At 28.7% G+C, this 15,524-nt stretch carries 14 protein-coding genes and 1 pseudogene; 12 read left to right on the top strand and 3 right to left on the bottom strand.

The window, feature by feature from the left end; translation table 11 throughout:
- Window positions 1-2,120: putative bifunctional diguanylate cyclase/phosphodiesterase (locus ACRC28_RS05950; protein ID WP_438542532.1), on the top strand; the 2,120-nt coding region annotated here is incomplete at its 5' end.
- Complete coding sequence (locus ACRC28_RS05955) at window positions 2,110-3,417, top strand: ABC transporter substrate-binding protein (protein ID WP_438542533.1); 1,308 nt, start codon at window positions 2,110-2,112, stop codon at window positions 3,415-3,417. The genes ACRC28_RS05950 and ACRC28_RS05955, both read left to right, overlap by 11 nt.
- A gap of 23 nt (window positions 3,418-3,440) precedes the next feature.
- Here ACRC28_RS05955 and ACRC28_RS05960 read toward each other — a convergent pair whose 3' ends face one another.
- The gene (locus ACRC28_RS05960) at window positions 3,441-4,268 is read right to left on the bottom strand and encodes a vanadium-dependent haloperoxidase (RefSeq protein WP_438542534.1); all 828 of its coding nucleotides are present in this window, start codon (window positions 4,266-4,268) and stop codon (window positions 3,441-3,443) included.
- Between the two features lie 189 nt (window positions 4,269-4,457).
- Between ACRC28_RS05960 and ACRC28_RS05965 the strand changes: the two genes are divergently transcribed.
- Window positions 4,458-6,011 carry a family 20 glycosylhydrolase gene (locus tag ACRC28_RS05965; protein WP_438542535.1) on the top strand — a complete coding sequence of 518 codons (1,554 nt, stop codon included), beginning with the start codon at window positions 4,458-4,460 and terminating at the stop codon, window positions 6,009-6,011.
- A gap of 56 nt (window positions 6,012-6,067) precedes the next feature.
- Window positions 6,068-7,630 (top strand): family 20 glycosylhydrolase, encoded by a 1,563-nt coding sequence (locus ACRC28_RS05970; protein WP_438542536.1) that lies wholly within the window; start codon window positions 6,068-6,070, stop codon window positions 7,628-7,630.
- 29 nt (window positions 7,631-7,659) lie between these two features.
- Here ACRC28_RS05970 and ACRC28_RS05975 read toward each other — a convergent pair whose 3' ends face one another.
- Together ACRC28_RS05975 and ACRC28_RS05980 are read right to left on the bottom strand one after the other, a co-directional pair.
- Window positions 7,660-8,091: a MarR family winged helix-turn-helix transcriptional regulator gene (locus ACRC28_RS05975; RefSeq protein WP_438542537.1), complete on the bottom strand. Its 432-nt coding sequence runs from the start codon at window positions 8,089-8,091 to the stop codon at window positions 7,660-7,662.
- An 18-nt stretch (window positions 8,092-8,109) separates the two neighbouring features.
- The gene (locus ACRC28_RS05980; RefSeq protein WP_438542538.1) at window positions 8,110-9,297 is read right to left on the bottom strand and encodes an MFS transporter; all 1,188 of its coding nucleotides are present in this window, start codon (window positions 9,295-9,297) and stop codon (window positions 8,110-8,112) included.
- Between the two features lie 194 nt (window positions 9,298-9,491).
- Here ACRC28_RS05980 and recR point away from each other — a divergent pair, with 194 nt between their 5' ends.
- The 8 genes and pseudogenes from recR to ACRC28_RS06020 all read left to right on the top strand — a co-directional run.
- Window positions 9,492-10,088, top strand: coding sequence for a recombination mediator RecR (gene recR / locus ACRC28_RS05985; protein WP_438542539.1), 597 nt, complete (start codon window positions 9,492-9,494; stop codon window positions 10,086-10,088).
- Between the two features lie 199 nt (window positions 10,089-10,287).
- Complete coding sequence (locus ACRC28_RS05990) at window positions 10,288-10,569, top strand: DUF2508 family protein (protein ID WP_438542540.1); 282 nt, start codon at window positions 10,288-10,290, stop codon at window positions 10,567-10,569.
- Window positions 10,570-10,605: 36 nt separating this feature from the next.
- Window positions 10,606-10,845, top strand: coding sequence for a pro-sigmaK processing inhibitor BofA family protein (locus tag ACRC28_RS05995; RefSeq protein ID WP_438542541.1), 240 nt, complete (start codon window positions 10,606-10,608; stop codon window positions 10,843-10,845).
- Between the two features lie 155 nt (window positions 10,846-11,000).
- Window positions 11,001-11,915, top strand: coding sequence for an ABC transporter ATP-binding protein (locus tag ACRC28_RS06000; RefSeq protein ID WP_438542542.1), 915 nt, complete (start codon window positions 11,001-11,003; stop codon window positions 11,913-11,915).
- Window positions 11,915-13,210, top strand: coding sequence for an ABC transporter permease subunit (locus ACRC28_RS06005; protein ID WP_438542543.1), 1,296 nt, complete (start codon window positions 11,915-11,917; stop codon window positions 13,208-13,210). The genes ACRC28_RS06000 and ACRC28_RS06005 overlap by 1 nt, the downstream gene beginning before the upstream one ends.
- A gap of 151 nt (window positions 13,211-13,361) precedes the next feature.
- Window positions 13,362-14,660: an ABC transporter permease subunit gene (locus ACRC28_RS06010; RefSeq protein WP_438542544.1), complete on the top strand. Its 1,299-nt coding sequence runs from the start codon at window positions 13,362-13,364 to the stop codon at window positions 14,658-14,660.
- A gap of 92 nt (window positions 14,661-14,752) precedes the next feature.
- A complete protein-coding gene (locus ACRC28_RS06015) occupies window positions 14,753-14,929 on the top strand; it encodes a hypothetical protein (protein ID WP_438542545.1) in 177 nt (58 codons plus the stop codon).
- Window positions 14,930-14,937: 8 nt separating this feature from the next.
- Window positions 14,938-15,524 (top strand): annotated as a pseudogene (locus ACRC28_RS06020) (carboxypeptidase M32); the annotation flags it as partial.

Here is a 15,524-nt window from a genome sequence, read left to right on the forward strand (position 1 = left end):
TGTATTTTATAAAAAATAAGCTATATAAGAAAAAGGTAACTTTAAAATATATAGATATAATAATCCATACCTTAGCACTTGCTATAGTTATTCCTTTTGTAATAAATATGTATATAGATTTGGGGAAAAGCTATAAAAATATTTGTAAGAATGTAGAGGAGCTATCAGCTGAAATATATAGATATATTGATGACGAACTATCTACATGGTCAGAGGCATCAATAACAAATCTTAAGCTTGCAGGAGTAATAGAAAAGGGAATACTAGAAGAAAGTATAAAAAGAATATCTAGATATAAAGAGTTTGATATAAGGCTCCAAGGCGATAATGGAAGAGAAATTTTATATATAAACAACTATGAAAAAGAAAAGTTAAATTATGAAAATTACAAAGAAAAAGAATTAAATGATACTTTGAGTAAAGTCATTCCTATAAAAAGAAATTATATAATTGATAATCACTGGGTAGACTCTTATTTTGTATATAGCAATAAAATTATAAATAATGAATTGATAATGAAAGTAGAAGTTCCAACAGCAACTTACAATAAAAGTATAATCAAGGAACATATAAGTAGATTTAAATTATTAGTTTTAATAACTTTAATTATTGGATTTTTAGCTATGATATTAAATAGAGTAATCTTCAATAATTTATATAAACTGTCCATGATAACAAAAGGATTATCAGAAAAGATAGAAAATAATGTGGCGATTGAATGGGAAGAGGAAAGTATTCTTGAGATTAGAGCCTTAGGTGAAAATATAAGGGAAATGTCGGACAAGCTACGAGAAAACTTTATAAAATTAAATAAAACACAAGATAGACTTTATGAGTTAGCATATTATGACCCTTTAACTAAATTACCAAATAGAAGTTATTTTAAAAAATATCTTGATGAATTAATTTTGAAGAATAGAGATAGTAGAATTTGTGTAATGTTTATAGATTTAAATAGATTTAAAGTGATTAATGATACTTGGGGACATTATATTGGAGATAAATTTTTAGTTAAAGTAGCAGAAAGGTTTAAGCGATTAAAAAATAAGAATTGCAAGGTATTTAGATTAGGTGGTGATGAGTTTGTATTTGTAATAAAACCAAATACAAATAGAGAGATAGAAGACTTAGGCATAGGTGTAATAAAATCCTTTGAAGAGGAATTTAAGATAGATGATTTAGTGATAAGTTCAAAATGTAGTATTGGTGTGAGCATGTATCCAGATGATAGTAAAGAGATAGATACAATAATAAAATATGCAGATATTGCAATGTATACATCTAAAGAAAATGGCGGAAATTACGTACAATTATTTAATGAAGAAATAAATGAAAAATTATTAGAAAAAGTGAGTATTGAAGAGGGAATAAATAATGCACTTGAAAAAGAGGAGTTTTTATTATATTATCAACCAAAATTTTCAGGTAAATCATTAGAAATAAAAAGCTTAGAAGCACTTATAAGATGGAAGAAAGATGAGGAGTTAATTCCACCTAACAAATTTATACCAATAGCAGAAGAATCAGATTTAATATTAGAAATAGATAAATGGGTTATCTATGAAGCTTGTAAAAAAAATAAGTATCTTCAAGATATAGGAGGTAAAAAGGTTCCTATTTCAGTGAATGTATCAGCAAAGCATTTTGCAAATCATGAAATATTAGATGTAATAAAGGATGCTTTAATGAAATCGAAATTAGAGCCTAAATATTTAACTGTTGAGATAACAGAAGGAGTTCTTATAAAAAATGTAGCTATGGTAAGTGGAATGATAGTTGACTTAAAGAAAATGGGGATTAATGTATCAATAGATGATTTTGGGAAAGGGTACTCATCAATAAATCAACTTATGTCATTACCTATAAATGAGGTTAAAATAGATAGGGATTTTGTAATGAACATCCATAAAAATGAAAAGAAAAAAATAGTGGTTAAGCTAATAGTTGAGATAGCACATAGCTTAGAGCTAAATGTAGTAGCAGAAGGAATTGAATTAGAGGAAGAAAGAGAATACTTAGAAAGTATTAGATGTGATGAACTACAAGGATATCTATTTAGTAAACCAGTAGAATTGAAAAATTTAATAGAGAAGATGAGGGGAAGAGAAAGTGAGAAATAAAAAATTTATAAGAGTAATTTTATTAATATTATGTATGATATTTTTAGTAGGATGTGGGGCAAGTACTAAGGAAGAAGAGACAATAGATAGTAAGGCGGAAGCAGAGGATGGAGTAATAACATTAAATTTATGGTCATATTTTGGTGGGCTAGAAGAAGTAATAAAGGAATTTGAAAAAGAAAATCCAAATATAAAAATAAATTTAAAAGTATTTACTTATGGAGAATATGAAATGCCTTATAAAAAATCCTTACTAAAAGAAGAAGGTGATGCTGATTTATTTATTATAGACAGTAATCATTATGGAGAATTTAATGGAATAGAAGGACTAGAGAATTTATTAAAAGAAGATTATGGATTAGAAAAATATAAGAAGGACTTTGATAAAGAGTTATGGGAGCTTGGAGAATCCATTGATGGAAGTGAAATGTTAGGACTTTCTGTTGCAAGTGCACCGATTGTTACTTATTATAGAGCAGATATAATGGAAAAGTATGGCTTTCCAAGTGAACCAAAGGAGCTTGCAAAATTCATGGAGAATAAAGAGAATTGGTTCAAAATAGGAGAAACCCTTCGAAATGATAATATTTATATAATGCAATGGGTTGCAGAAATGATTAGAGTATCTACATCTGAGATGCCATATTTTAATGAAAAATTAGAGTATGTAAGAGATAATGAGAAGTTTAAGGAAGCTATTGAGATAGCAGCAGCATCTCATACAAAAGGGCTTTCACCACTTACTGATATTTGGTCTGAAAAAGGGCAAAAATTATTAAAGGATAATCAAATAGCAATGCTATATTTAGGTTCGTGGGGAGCTAATGAACTACAGACAATGGTTCCAGAACAAAAAGGAAAATGGAGAGTAACATCACTACCTTTTGGGAATTATGGATGGAATAACGCAACTCTTGTTTCAATGGCAAAAAACAGTAAAAATAAAGCGGCAGCATGGAAGTTTATTGAATTTTATATCTTTAAATATAATGATTTAGGAAGACTTGGAAGTGTATCAGCTTATGAGCCATTTAGAAATAATAGTGATACAATGAAGCATAAAAATGAATTTTTAGGTGGACAAAAAGAACAAAAATTATATGAAGAATCAATGATGAAAACAGAGGAATATAAAGTTACAGCGTTAGATTATAAAGCTTTTAAATTATGGGATAATATCTTTAATTTAGGAGTTAGTGAAGGAAAAAGTGTTGATGAAATAATGAAGGCTATAAACGATGCAATGGAAAGAGAATTTATTAAAGAAAAAGAGATATTGTTGAAAGAGCAAAAATAAAGGGGGTGGCTATGCCACTCCCTCTAAAATTTAGGGAAAATATCATAAGAAGAAGAGTTGGTGAAGGGAGCGTTGATTAAAATGTTATTTTCATCTCGTTCCTTTTTCAAAATATCAACTATGATAGCTCCGATTTGACGGCCAAGATTAAGACCTTGAGTTAAATCATATTCAAAATGTATTCCACCATATAACCTAGAAATTGAAGCAGTTTGTGCTAAAGTTTTCAATGAATCTTTTTCTTTTGGGAAAAAGTATGATAGAACAGTTTCAAAAGTACCAGAAACTACAGAATGGCCAGATGGATAACTTGGGAATTTAGGGGTATTTAGATAGGTAATTAAATTAGTATTTAGCTGACATGGTCTTGGAATATCAAAAAGATATTTAAAGTGCCAAGCAAGTACAAAAGCATCATTAAGTGCATTTTGAACACAACACATTAATTTAGCGGCTTTAGGTGGAGTTATGGAATAAGCTGAGATAAGTTTTAAAAGTATTGGAGTTAGTTGTTGAAGTGGGACTCCAGTACCAAAGAAAAGTGCAATTTCCTTTTGTTTATCGGTTAAATTCGCTTGAACATCTTCAACTAATTCAAGTTCCTTATAGAAATTGGTATTACAAGGATTATCAATATTAAAAGAAATAGTTTCATTATAGATGGTTAAAAAAGAATTATTTTTTCGATAAAAATAGTAAAGTGGCCAAAAGCCAGCTGTATTATCGATTCCTAAATATGGCTTAGATTCGTAAGGATAGGGAATACATGACCATTTATTAGGACGACAATTGCAATGTTGATTATTATTAAAGTTATTAAAGTTATTAAAAGTACAATTATTAAAAGACATAGAAGCCTCCTTAAATTTTAATATAATAACAAGATATGCAATAAAACGTATTATGCATATATAAATTATATTAGTGGCTTCCATTTATATAGGAACACCTCAGAAATAAAATTTCTGAGGTGTTTTTTAATAATTATAGATTAATTTGGGAATAAAAATAGTAAGAAAAAATTTTAAGGAGTGAAGAAAATGAAAAAATTCTTAAAGGTATTATTGATTGCTATTTTATTCATTTTAGGAAATATAGGAATAAATTCTTATGCATATGAAGATAGAGAAATTGATGTAATACCAAAGCCGAATAAATATAAAATTGAAAGTGGAAGTTTTAGTCTTTTAAAAGATACTAAAATATATGTTCAAGGAAAAAATAATGTTGAGACCGAAGAGATTTTTAATATAGCAAATTTATTAAAGAAAAGGTTAGATAAATCAACAGGCTTTGATATTAGAATTATAAAAAATGAAAAGCCAATAGGAAGCTATATTTACTTAACTACAGTTGGAGGTGCAATTGGTCTTGGTAACGAGGGATATAAGCTAAAGAGTACTGAAAAAACAGTAGAAATTTTAGGGCATAAGCCAGAGGGGATTTTTAGAGGAACTAAAACATTAATACAATTATTGCCGACAGAAATAGAGGGTATGGATGTGATGAAAAATATAAGTTGGAAGGCACCAATTATAGAGATAGAAGATAAACCAGAATATGAGTATAGAGGATTGATGATAGATGTTGCAAGACACTTTTTCCCTGTAGATGATATAAAGGAGCAGATAGATTTTGCGGCAGATTATAAAATAAATAAAGTGCATTTACATTTAAGTGATGACCAAGGCTTTAGATTAGAAATAAAGAAGTGGCCTAAGCTTACAAGTATTGGAGGTCAGACACAAGTAGGTGGTGGTATAGGAGGATATTATACTCAAGAGCATTTCAAAGAGATAGTAAATTATGCAAAGGAAAGATATGTTGAAATAATACCAGAGTTTGATATGCCAGGACATACAAATGCGATGCTTGCATCTTATGAATTTTTAAATCCAAATGGAAGACGAAAGCCATTATATACAGGGACTGATGTTGGTTTTAGTAGCTTAATGTGCAAGAGTGAAGCAACATATACTGTAATAGAGGATATTATAAAAGAAGTAAGCAATATATCTCCTTCAAAATATATACATATAGGTGGTGATGAGGCAGATTCAACATCAAAAGAAGATTATAATTATTTTGTAGAGAGAGTTTCAAAAATTGCAAAGAAATATGGGAAAACTCCAATAGGATGGGACCCTATTGATACAGCCACAGGAATAAACAAGGATGTAATACTTCAAAATTGGAAAGATTCTAACGAACAGGCTAAAAACAAAAAAATGAATATGATAATTTCTATAGCCAGCAAAGCTTATTTAGATATGAAATATGATGAAAATTCACCAATAGGAGGAGATTGGGCTGGATTTATAAATGTAGAAAAGGGATATAACTGGGACTTAACAGATTTTGCACCTAAAGAATTAGTTTTAGGAATAGAAGCACCAGTATGGACTGAAACTATAAAGAACAAGGAAGAATTAGAATATATGATATATCCAAGACTTTTAGGATATAGTGAAATAGGGTGGACAACAAAAGAAAATAGAAATTGGAATGAGTATAAAAAAAGACTTAAAATACAAGGAAATAGAATGTCTTTGAAGAATATAAATTATTATAAATCATTAGAGATATGGGAATAAAAAATAAAAGGTAATAATAGACCTTAAATAAGATGAAAATTAAAGTGGGAGAGGGTATGAAAAAATTATTATTTATGTGGGGAACTATACTGGTGGGGGTAATAGTATTTACCTTTGGAATTTTCTTAATGTCAAAAAAAGGAAGTGAAGAGGTAGGAACAGAAGAAGTGAAAAATATAATTTTACCAGTTCCGTTAAGTTATGTTGAAAAAGATGGAGCTTTTGAAATTAATGAGAAAACTAAAATTTCTTTAGTAGGAAATGATAAAGAAGGATTAGAAAAAAATAGTCGTGAATTAAAAAGAATATTAAAAGGAACAGGAATCTCATTTGAAGTAAATTCAAAAAAGGTTGAAGAAAATTATATTCAATTAAAGATAACAAAAGATAAAGAAGACATTGGAAATGAAGGTTATGAAATAAGTGTAGGAGAAAAGGGAATATTAATTGAAGGAAAAACAGCAGAAGGAATATTTAGAGGGCTACAAACCTTTAGACAAATAGCACCAGAAGAATTAGAAGATAGTAATAGTAAAGATATTAAAGCAGTAATACCATTTGTAGAGATAAAAGATAGCCCAGAATATGAGTATAGAGGAATAATGCTTGATGTAGCAAGACACTTTTTTTCAGTAGAAGAAGTAAAGAGGCAAATAGATATTTTATCAAGGTATAAGGTAAATAAATTACATTTGCATTTAAGTGATGACCAAGGTTTTAGATTAGAAATGAAGAAATATCCAAAGCTTACTGAAATAGGAGGTAAAACATCAGTTGGTGGAGGTGAAGGTGGATATTATACACAGGAAGATTTTAAAGAAATAGTAGAGTATGCAAATGAAAGATATATTGAAGTTATTCCAGAGTTTGATATGCCAGGGCATACGACTGCAATGCTTGCATCTTATGATTTTTTAAATCCAAATGGTATTAAAAAGGAAGTTTATACAGGTATTGAAGTTGGAATAAGCTCTCTTATGTGTAGGGATGAAAAAACTTATGAATTCATTGAAGATATTATAAAAGAAGTTGTGGAAATATCACCTTCTAAATATATTCATATAGGTGGTGATGAAACTCATGTAACACCAAAGAAGGATTATGATTATTTTGTGGGAAGAGTTTCAAAAATGGTTCAAAGTTATGGGAAAACACCAATAGGATGGGATCCAATAGATACATCTTCTGAAATTGATAATAGGACTGTTCTTCAAAATTGGAAGGATTCAAATGAAGAAGGAACTAAAAAAGAAATGAAGATGATAATTTCCATAGCAAGCAAGGCGTATTTAGACATGAAGTATGATAGTACAACACCATATGGTCTTTCATGGGCAGGGCATAATTCTATAAAGGACTCTTATAATTGGGACCCAACAGATTTTGCAAAAAAAGAACTTGTTCTAGGTGTTGAAGCTGCTTTATTTGCGGAAACAATAGAAACAAGAGAAGGAATGGATTATATGATTTATCCACGAATGCTTGGGCATGCAGAAATTGGATGGAGTAAAAAAGAAAATAGAGATTACAAAGATTATGTAAGACGATTAAAGAAACATGCAACAAGGCTTGAAAAGCTTGGTGTGGTGAACTTTATGAAATACGCTAAATATAATTAATTAAAAAAATAGCTTTAAATAGAACGGTTCTATTTAAAGCTATTTGCATTTATGTCAGTAAAAAGTGTTATAAAAGTATTTAAATTCTCAGAACCTACAGAAGATTGAACTGATGAATACCAATGGTTTAAAATAGTTTCAATTGTAGGTACAAGTTTTTTACCATCAGGCGTTAAAAAAACATTAAAGCTACGTTTATCATTTTCATTACGAACACGCTTGATTAAATTTTGAGTTTCTAAGGATTTAATTATTCTGCTAGTAGCTGCCTTATCAATGCAAGTATTATGGACTAAAACTTCTTGAATAACTCCATCATTATAAATAAGTTCTTTTAAAAATCCAAATTCTGCAGAGCTTATATTTAAATCAAAATCTTTAATGGCTTTAGAAATATAAATATAGTATTGCTTTCTAAAAAGGGCAGCATTTCTTAATAAATCTAAGGGTAAACTATTCAATTTAAAAACTCCTTTACATTATACTAAAACTTTTCTATTACTTATTATAACATAGATAGATACAAAAATTGCTAATAAGCAAATTACAGCAGCTCCAAGAAGACAACCAATAACATTGTTTATTCTTAAAAAGTTAGAAAGAATTTGAAGCACTAATGGTGATAAAAATTCGCCTACATAAATTGCAGTTGTAACTATTAAAATAGATAATCCAGTATGTGTTTTATGAACTAAGTTTGAAGCAAATAACATACTGAAAGGGATAATTCCTCCAAAGCTAAAGCCTATAAAAATAGCTCCTAATATTATAAGTGAAAGAGCATGTCCTATACCTAAAATAATAAATCCAACTGTCATTAAAATAAATATAATTAAAACATAAGAGGATTTAAATAATTTTATAAGCTTTGGAAAAAGTAAAGCTGAAACAAGAGAAGATAAAGTGCTTATAGAAACAATGTTTGCAGCAGTTGATGCAGTTCCAAGATGTTTGAATTTAACTAAGAAATCCATATTTGTTGGAATAGCATAGAAAGCTATAAGTGCAAGCATAGTTAAAAGAGCATACTTAAAAATTCCTTTATTAAGCTTAATGTCTTCTTCTATTTCTTTTATTGTTACAGAAGAAGAGTTATGTAAATCAGTATCTTCATTTTGGTCAGGAATTTGTGGTAAAAATAAAAGAATTAAAATAAAAATTATTATACCAATTCCATAAACTAAGAAAGAATATCTAAAGCCAAAAGTAGTTAAAAATCCAACTAAAAGAGTTGAAAGAATACCACCTAAATTAGTACTTGCAGTAGAAAATCCCATAAACTTAGCTCTTTCTTTTCCATGAAAAAAGTCACCTATTAAAACTAAAGAAAGAGGTGCTGTAATTCCAAGTCCAAGACCTAAAATAGCTTTTGTAAATAAAAGTGAATAAATACCAGTCGCAAAAACTGAAGATAAACCTCCGATTGTATAAAGTATGACACCAATTAAAATAAGCTTCTTTTTCCCAATATATTTTAAAAATGTATTATTTAAAAGTCCAATAGGAATACAAATTAAAGCTGGTAAAGTAACAACGTATTTTATAAGAGTTGGAGAAGCAGTTATAAAATGTGATTGAATGCTAGTAAGTGCAGGTGCCATAGCAGCTGTCGCAATAAGTGAAAGAAATGATAGTGATAATATAGTGAATTTTTGTAATGAGTTCATTTAAAACTCCTCCTTTCAAAAGTTGCCTTAGCAACTAAATTAAAATCAAAATAAAAGTTGCTTTAGCAACTAAATAAAGTTTATCACCATATAGTTGATATGTCAACTATATGGGAGAATAAATAGAATACTTTAAAGGTAAACTTAGTGTATAATGAATAATATAAAAATAAAGTTTACAAGGAGAAATAATTATGGAATTTTATCCAGTTGCAATAGAGAAGCTTATTGGTGAGTTTGCAAAGCTTCCAAGTATAGGACAAAAAACAGCTCAAAGATTAACATTACATATTTTAAATCTTCCAGATGATGAAGTGCGTGAGTTTGCAGATGCACTTGTTAAAGCTAGAGGAACTATAAAATATTGTTCAGTTTGTGGAAACTTTACAGATTCAGACCCTTGTTCAATTTGTGGAAATCCTAATAGGGACAAGAGTATAATTTGTGTTGTAGAGCAACCAAAAGATATTATGACAATGGAGAAAGTAAAAGAGTTTAATGGTCTTTATCATGTACTTCATGGAAATCTTTCACCAATGCAAGGAAGAGGCCCACAAGATATAAGAATAAGAGAATTAGTGGCTAGAATGAGTGATACAGTAAAAGAAGTTATTATAGCAACTAACCCTAACATTGAAGGTGAAGCAACTGCTATGTATATAGCAAAGATATTAAAGCCTTTAGATGTTAAAGTAACTAGAATCGCAGCAGGTATACCTGTTGGTGGAGATTTAGAGTATGCAGATGAAGTAACTTTATCTAAGGCATTACAAGGAAGAACAATTATATAAGAAAAGAAAGGCTCAAAGTTTACCTTTGAGCCTTGTTCATAGATGGGAGTTAGAAGTTTTGTTTTGAGAATGAGTGAAAAGCTTCTTATGCTATATACTATGAACTCTATATCTTTTTGTTACAAAAATAAAAAAATTGTATAAACCTTAAAAATTTGGACAAGATTAAAATAAGAAAATTTTTAGGGGGAATACAAAAATGAAAAAAAATAACATAAAAGGATATCTTAATAATATATTAGGAAATAAGAGTGAAAAAGATTATATACTAGAGCAAATAACTAGAACAAAGGCAGAGATAGAAATTGCAAGAAGTGCATTTGATAATGTACGTGATCCACTTTTAATTGAGGTTGCTATATATGCAGAAAAAGCTGCAATGAAAAGATATTCTTATTTTATGGAGCTTGCAAAAAGAAATGGAATAGTAGCATCAAGAGAATATATAATAGGAAATTGCACAAGACTTGCCGAATATTAGTTATTAAGGTATTAAATAAGAGGTGAGGTGAAAAAAATGGATGGATTAATTTATATGTTGATAGGATTAATAATTTTATATGTAATAATAAAATTATTAAAATGGCCAATAAAATTATTATTGAACGGTATTGGTGGAGTTATATTACTATGGGTAGTTAACTTAATCGGTGCAGGATTTGGAATTCATATAGGAATAAATATAGTAACAGCACTTATTGCAGGGATTTTTGGAATACCAGGAGTTGTAGTAATGTTATTATTTACTTTATTTTAAAGAAAGTAAGCAGGTTAGATTAGTATTATTGCTAGTTTAATCTGCTTTTTTATGTGTCTTAAGGAAATGTTAAGGAAATATTAAGGAAGAATATAACAAATAATTAAGAAGTTTGTTTTATTATTTGTTTATAGAGTAAGTAGGGGGAAGAGTTAATGATAGTTTTAGAGGTTAAGAATTTAAAGAAGTCTTTAAGTAAGAGAGAAATTATAAAGGACTTAAATTTTGCAGTTGAAGAAGGAGAGGTATTTGGATTTTTAGGACCAAATGGTTCTGGTAAAACAACAACTATAAGAATGCTTGTTGGTCTTATAAGACAAAATGAAGGTATTGTTGAGATATGTGGAAAAGATTTAGAGAAAAGAAGAGAAGAAGCTTTAACACATATTGGGGCAGTTGTTGAAAATCCTGCAATATATAAGTTTTTATCAGGAAGAGAAAACTTAATGCAAATTGCAAGAGTAAGAAAGGTTCCAAAAGAGAAGATTGATGAATTAATAAAGCTTGTAGGGCTTGAAGACAGAATAGACGATAAGTCAAAAAGGTATTCATTAGGAATGAAGCAAAGACTTGGGATTGCAGCAGCTCTTGTAGGAGACCCAAAGGTTTTAATTTTAGATGAGCCAACAAATGGTTTAGACCCAACAGGGATTAGAGAGTTTAGAGAGCTTATTAAGAAAATTGCAAAGGAAAAAAATATTGCAGTTTTTGTATCATCACATATTTTAAGTGAAATTGAATTAATGTGTGATAGAGTTGCATTCTTAAAGGATGGAGTAATAAAATCAGTAGAAAGCATGGGTACATCTACTATTGGAGGAAGCAAAGAAAACTTTGTATTAGTAGTAGAAGAAGAAAAGGAAAAAATATTAGATATTTTAACGAAGCAAGGATTTGTGGATAAGGTAACAGAAATTCAAGGTGAATATCATTTAGTAATTCATGAAAAAACATCTCCAAAACTTTTACAAGTATTAGTTAAAGAAAATGTTAGGGTTGTAGAAATGTATAGAAGTAAAGATGGATTAGAAAGAAGATATATGGAACTTGTTGAAGGAGGGGAAAATTAATGTTTACATTAGTAAAAAATGAATTTATTAAATTATTTAAAAGACCTAAAACAAGGGCATTATTAGTATTATTTTTTATAGCTGCGGCAGGGTGTGTATTTCTAGCACAGAGAGACAGTGTAAGATGGGAAAAATATGATAGTGTTGAATATCAAATAGAAAATGAAGAAAGTAATATAAAATATACAAAGGAATCTATAGAAGAATTAAAAAAGGAATTGAAAACATCAACAGATAAAGAAGAGATTAAATCATATGAAGAAAATTTACGTTATTATAATGAGGATTTAGAAAATTCATATAAAAGATTAGAAGAATTAAAAAAAGAAAAATTAAATCCAATACCATGGCAAACGAAGCTTAAAAAAGAAATTAAGGAAAGTAATGAAAGAATAGAAGGAATAAAGAAAGAAATTGAAGTATTTGAAAATTCTAAAGGGATGAAAGAGGCTGATAAAGAGAGGGAAATAGGAAGACTTGAAAGAGAAATTAAAAGTATAAAAGATAGAAATGTTAGAGCAGAATATGCATTAAGTATAGATGTAAAACCTTTAAATGGGGGAGAGTTTGTAGCAGGAAATTTAATTATGACTTTTTCAATGATATTATCTTTAGCAATTCCATTATTTATAGCTATATTTGGAAGTGATATAGTATCAGATGAAGCGACAAATGAAACGTTTAAGTTTCTTTTAATACAACCAGTAAAAAGAAGTAAAGTCCTATGGTCTAAGTTTATAACATTAGTAATTACGACACTTGGTTTAATAATGGGAACACAAATAGTAATATTTTTAGTAGTTGGATTTACAAAGGGATTTGACCATTTAAAATTATTATATAAAGTAGGAACAAAATTTGAGTATGACCCAATCCAACTTAAAGAGGGATTTGAGGAAGTTGTAGAAATTATAAATACAGGTCATCATATAACTCTTGGAGAGTATGTTGGACAAGTATTCTTGTTCCAAACATTATTTATAATTGCAGGATGTGCATTAGTATTTATGATATCAACAGTTTGTAAAAGTAATATGATTTCAATGGCAGCTTCAACTGTGGTGTTAGTTGGTGGTTCAATTTTACCTATGTTTATAACACAACTAGGGAAATATGCTCATTTAACTTTCTTAGGATATAATAATCCAACGGCAGTTATAGGTGGGGAAATAGCTTATATGTATTATAATGTAAGCTATAGTAGTCAACTAGGATTAATACTTATGGTAGTATCAACAATTGTTCTATTAGCAATAGCACAGTTTAACTTTAAGAAAAAAGATATTTTAGTTTAAATAGAAAAAATACTCAACTTGATATAAAATTAAGTTGAGTATTTTTCTTGTAGATTAAGGAAATTAAGAAAAAAATAAGAAAATACATATAAATTAATTAAGGTATTTAAATTAATATTAAGGTAATTGGGAATTTTATGGAGGGGGAAGAATGGGAGCACTTATAAAAAATGAATTTATAAAATTTTTTAAGAAACCAAAAACAAGAATTTTAATCATTTTATTTGCATTAACAGCAATAGGCTTTACTTTTTTGCTATATATGAATGGTGAACGGGCAAAGTTAAAGGATAAGCCAGATTATATGATAAAAATTTGTAAGGAAGATATAAGCTTTGCAAAAGAAGAGCTTAGAAATGTAGAAAATGAGATAGCTGAGGCTTCTGAAAGTGATGAAGTAAGAAAGTTAAAGGAGCGAGCTGACCATATTAAAGATGAAATAAGAACTTATAAAAATAATTTAAAATACTGGGAAAAAGAAAAAATAAATCCAACACCTTGGCAAGAACATACGAAAAAAGAGTTAGAGAAGGGGAACTGGGAGTTAACAGACTTGAAAAAGCAGAGAGCTATCCTAAAAGAAAATACAATATTAAGTAAAGAAAGAAAAAAAGAAGAGCTGAAACTATTAAATGAATCAATTTCAAGGAAGGAAGAAACAGTAGTTTTATTACAACATTCACTAGAAAAGAATGTAAAGCCTTTAAACGTACAAAGATTTGAACCAGCTAGTATAATGATTAATTATTCATATACATTAGCTTTTTTAATCCCGCTTTTCATAGCACTTTTTGGGAGTGATATAGTATCAGATGAAGGAACAAATGAAACTTTTAAATTTCTTTTAATACAACCAGTTTCAAGAATGAAAATATTAATGTCAAAATTTATTTTGTTAGTAACGACTTTAATATTATTAATTATAGGAACTCAATTAATAATATATGTAATAGCAGGAATGATAAATGGATTTGATAGTTTAAACCTTTTAGCAAAGGTTGGTGTAGAATATGAATATGATAAATTATATATGCAAGAGTATGGAATAAAAAGAATTATGGAAGTAATGGGTTCAGGATATTACATTACTATGAAAGAATTAATGGTACAAGTATTTTTATTACAGGGATTATTTATAATAGCATCAACATCTTTAGTGTTTTTAATTACAACAGTATGTAAAAGCAGTATAATATCAATGTCAATTGCAACAATAGTTTTATTTGGTGGTACAATACTACCAAACTTTGTGCGTGGACTTGGATATTTAAGTCATATGACATTCTTAGGATATAATAATCCTCTAGCAGTTATTGAAGGTAACAGTGGTGGTTTATATGATAATATAATGTTAAAACCAGAGCATGGAATAGTGTTAATGGTTGTATCAACAGCAGTGTTCTTAACATTAGCAAATATAAATTTTAAAAGAAAAGATATATTAGGATAAATAGTTAAAAAGGTATCTATATTTTTAGATATCTTTTTTCTTTTTGTTAGTTTGATATAATAGAGTAAATATATTTAAAGGAGGAAGAGAAAATGGCAGCAGGTGTTGGAGTAAATTGTGAAGAGTGTCCAGAAATCAAAAATGGAAACTGTGATGGAAAAGATTTAGGGTGTGTATGCTTTAAATGTCCAAGAAAGCTTAGTGAATGTATGGTAACAAAGTATTGTAGAGAAACTGAATCAGTTTTATATTTTGGACCAGAATGGTAGGAGGAAGAATGGAAGAAAAGTTAAAAGAATTAAAAGTAGAAGTAGATAAGATAGGAAAGATGAATGCAGCATTAGAACTTGCTTATTGGGATATGCAAACAAAAATGCCGAGGAAAGCAATAGAGCAAAGAGCTGGTGTTGTGGAGTTTCTATCAGGAGAATTATTTAAGTTAACTACGTCTGATAAAATGGGTGAAATTCTTGAGTATTTTAAAGAGAATACTGAAGAATTATCAGATATGGATAAGGGAATTGTAAATCACTCTAAAAAAAGATATGAGCAAACAAAGAAAATACCAGAGGAAATGTATAAGGAGTTTATTCTTTCTTCAGCAATGTCTCAGGGAGCTTGGGAAGAAGCAAAGGAAAAGAAGGACTTTGAAATATTTAAACCACATTTAGAAAAGATGGTAGAGTTTCAAAAAAGATTTGCAGATTATTATGGATATAAAGAAAAAAGATATGATGCATTATTAGACCAATATGAGGATGGACTTACAGTAAGAGAATTAGATAAAGTATTTGAAGAATTAAAGATTGGAATCTTAGAGTTACTTCATAAAATAAAAGATAGTGGAAAGATTGTTGATAACAG

This window comes from Clostridium sp., from assembly GCF_051650885.1.
Taxonomy (GTDB): domain Bacteria; phylum Bacillota; class Clostridia; order Clostridiales; family Clostridiaceae; genus Clostridium.

What these genes read in the sequence shown, in the direction of transcription:
- ACRC28_RS05995 (WP_438542541.1), top strand. Translation starts at nt 10,606, where the DNA reads ATGGATGGATTAATTTATATGTTGATAGGATTAATAATTTTATATGTA.
- ACRC28_RS05990 (WP_438542540.1), top strand. Translation starts at nt 10,288, where the DNA reads ATGAAAAAAAATAACATAAAAGGATATCTTAATAATATATTAGGAAAT.
- ACRC28_RS06015 (WP_438542545.1), top strand. Translation starts at nt 14,753, where the DNA reads ATGGCAGCAGGTGTTGGAGTAAATTGTGAAGAGTGTCCAGAAATCAAA.
- recR (WP_438542539.1), top strand. Translation starts at nt 9,492, where the DNA reads ATGGAATTTTATCCAGTTGCAATAGAGAAGCTTATTGGTGAGTTTGCA.
- ACRC28_RS05960 (WP_438542534.1), bottom strand. Translation starts at nt 4,268, where the DNA reads ATGTCTTTTAATAATTGTACTTTTAATAACTTTAATAACTTTAATAAT.
- ACRC28_RS05980 (WP_438542538.1), bottom strand. Translation starts at nt 9,297, where the DNA reads ATGAACTCATTACAAAAATTCACTATATTATCACTATCATTTCTTTCA.
- ACRC28_RS06010 (WP_438542544.1), top strand. Translation starts at nt 13,362, where the DNA reads ATGGGAGCACTTATAAAAAATGAATTTATAAAATTTTTTAAGAAACCA.
- ACRC28_RS05970 (WP_438542536.1), top strand. Translation starts at nt 6,068, where the DNA reads ATGAAAAAATTATTATTTATGTGGGGAACTATACTGGTGGGGGTAATA.
- ACRC28_RS05965 (WP_438542535.1), top strand. Translation starts at nt 4,458, where the DNA reads ATGAAAAAATTCTTAAAGGTATTATTGATTGCTATTTTATTCATTTTA.
- ACRC28_RS06000 (WP_438542542.1), top strand. Translation starts at nt 11,001, where the DNA reads ATGATAGTTTTAGAGGTTAAGAATTTAAAGAAGTCTTTAAGTAAGAGA.
- ACRC28_RS06005 (WP_438542543.1), top strand. Translation starts at nt 11,915, where the DNA reads ATGTTTACATTAGTAAAAAATGAATTTATTAAATTATTTAAAAGACCT.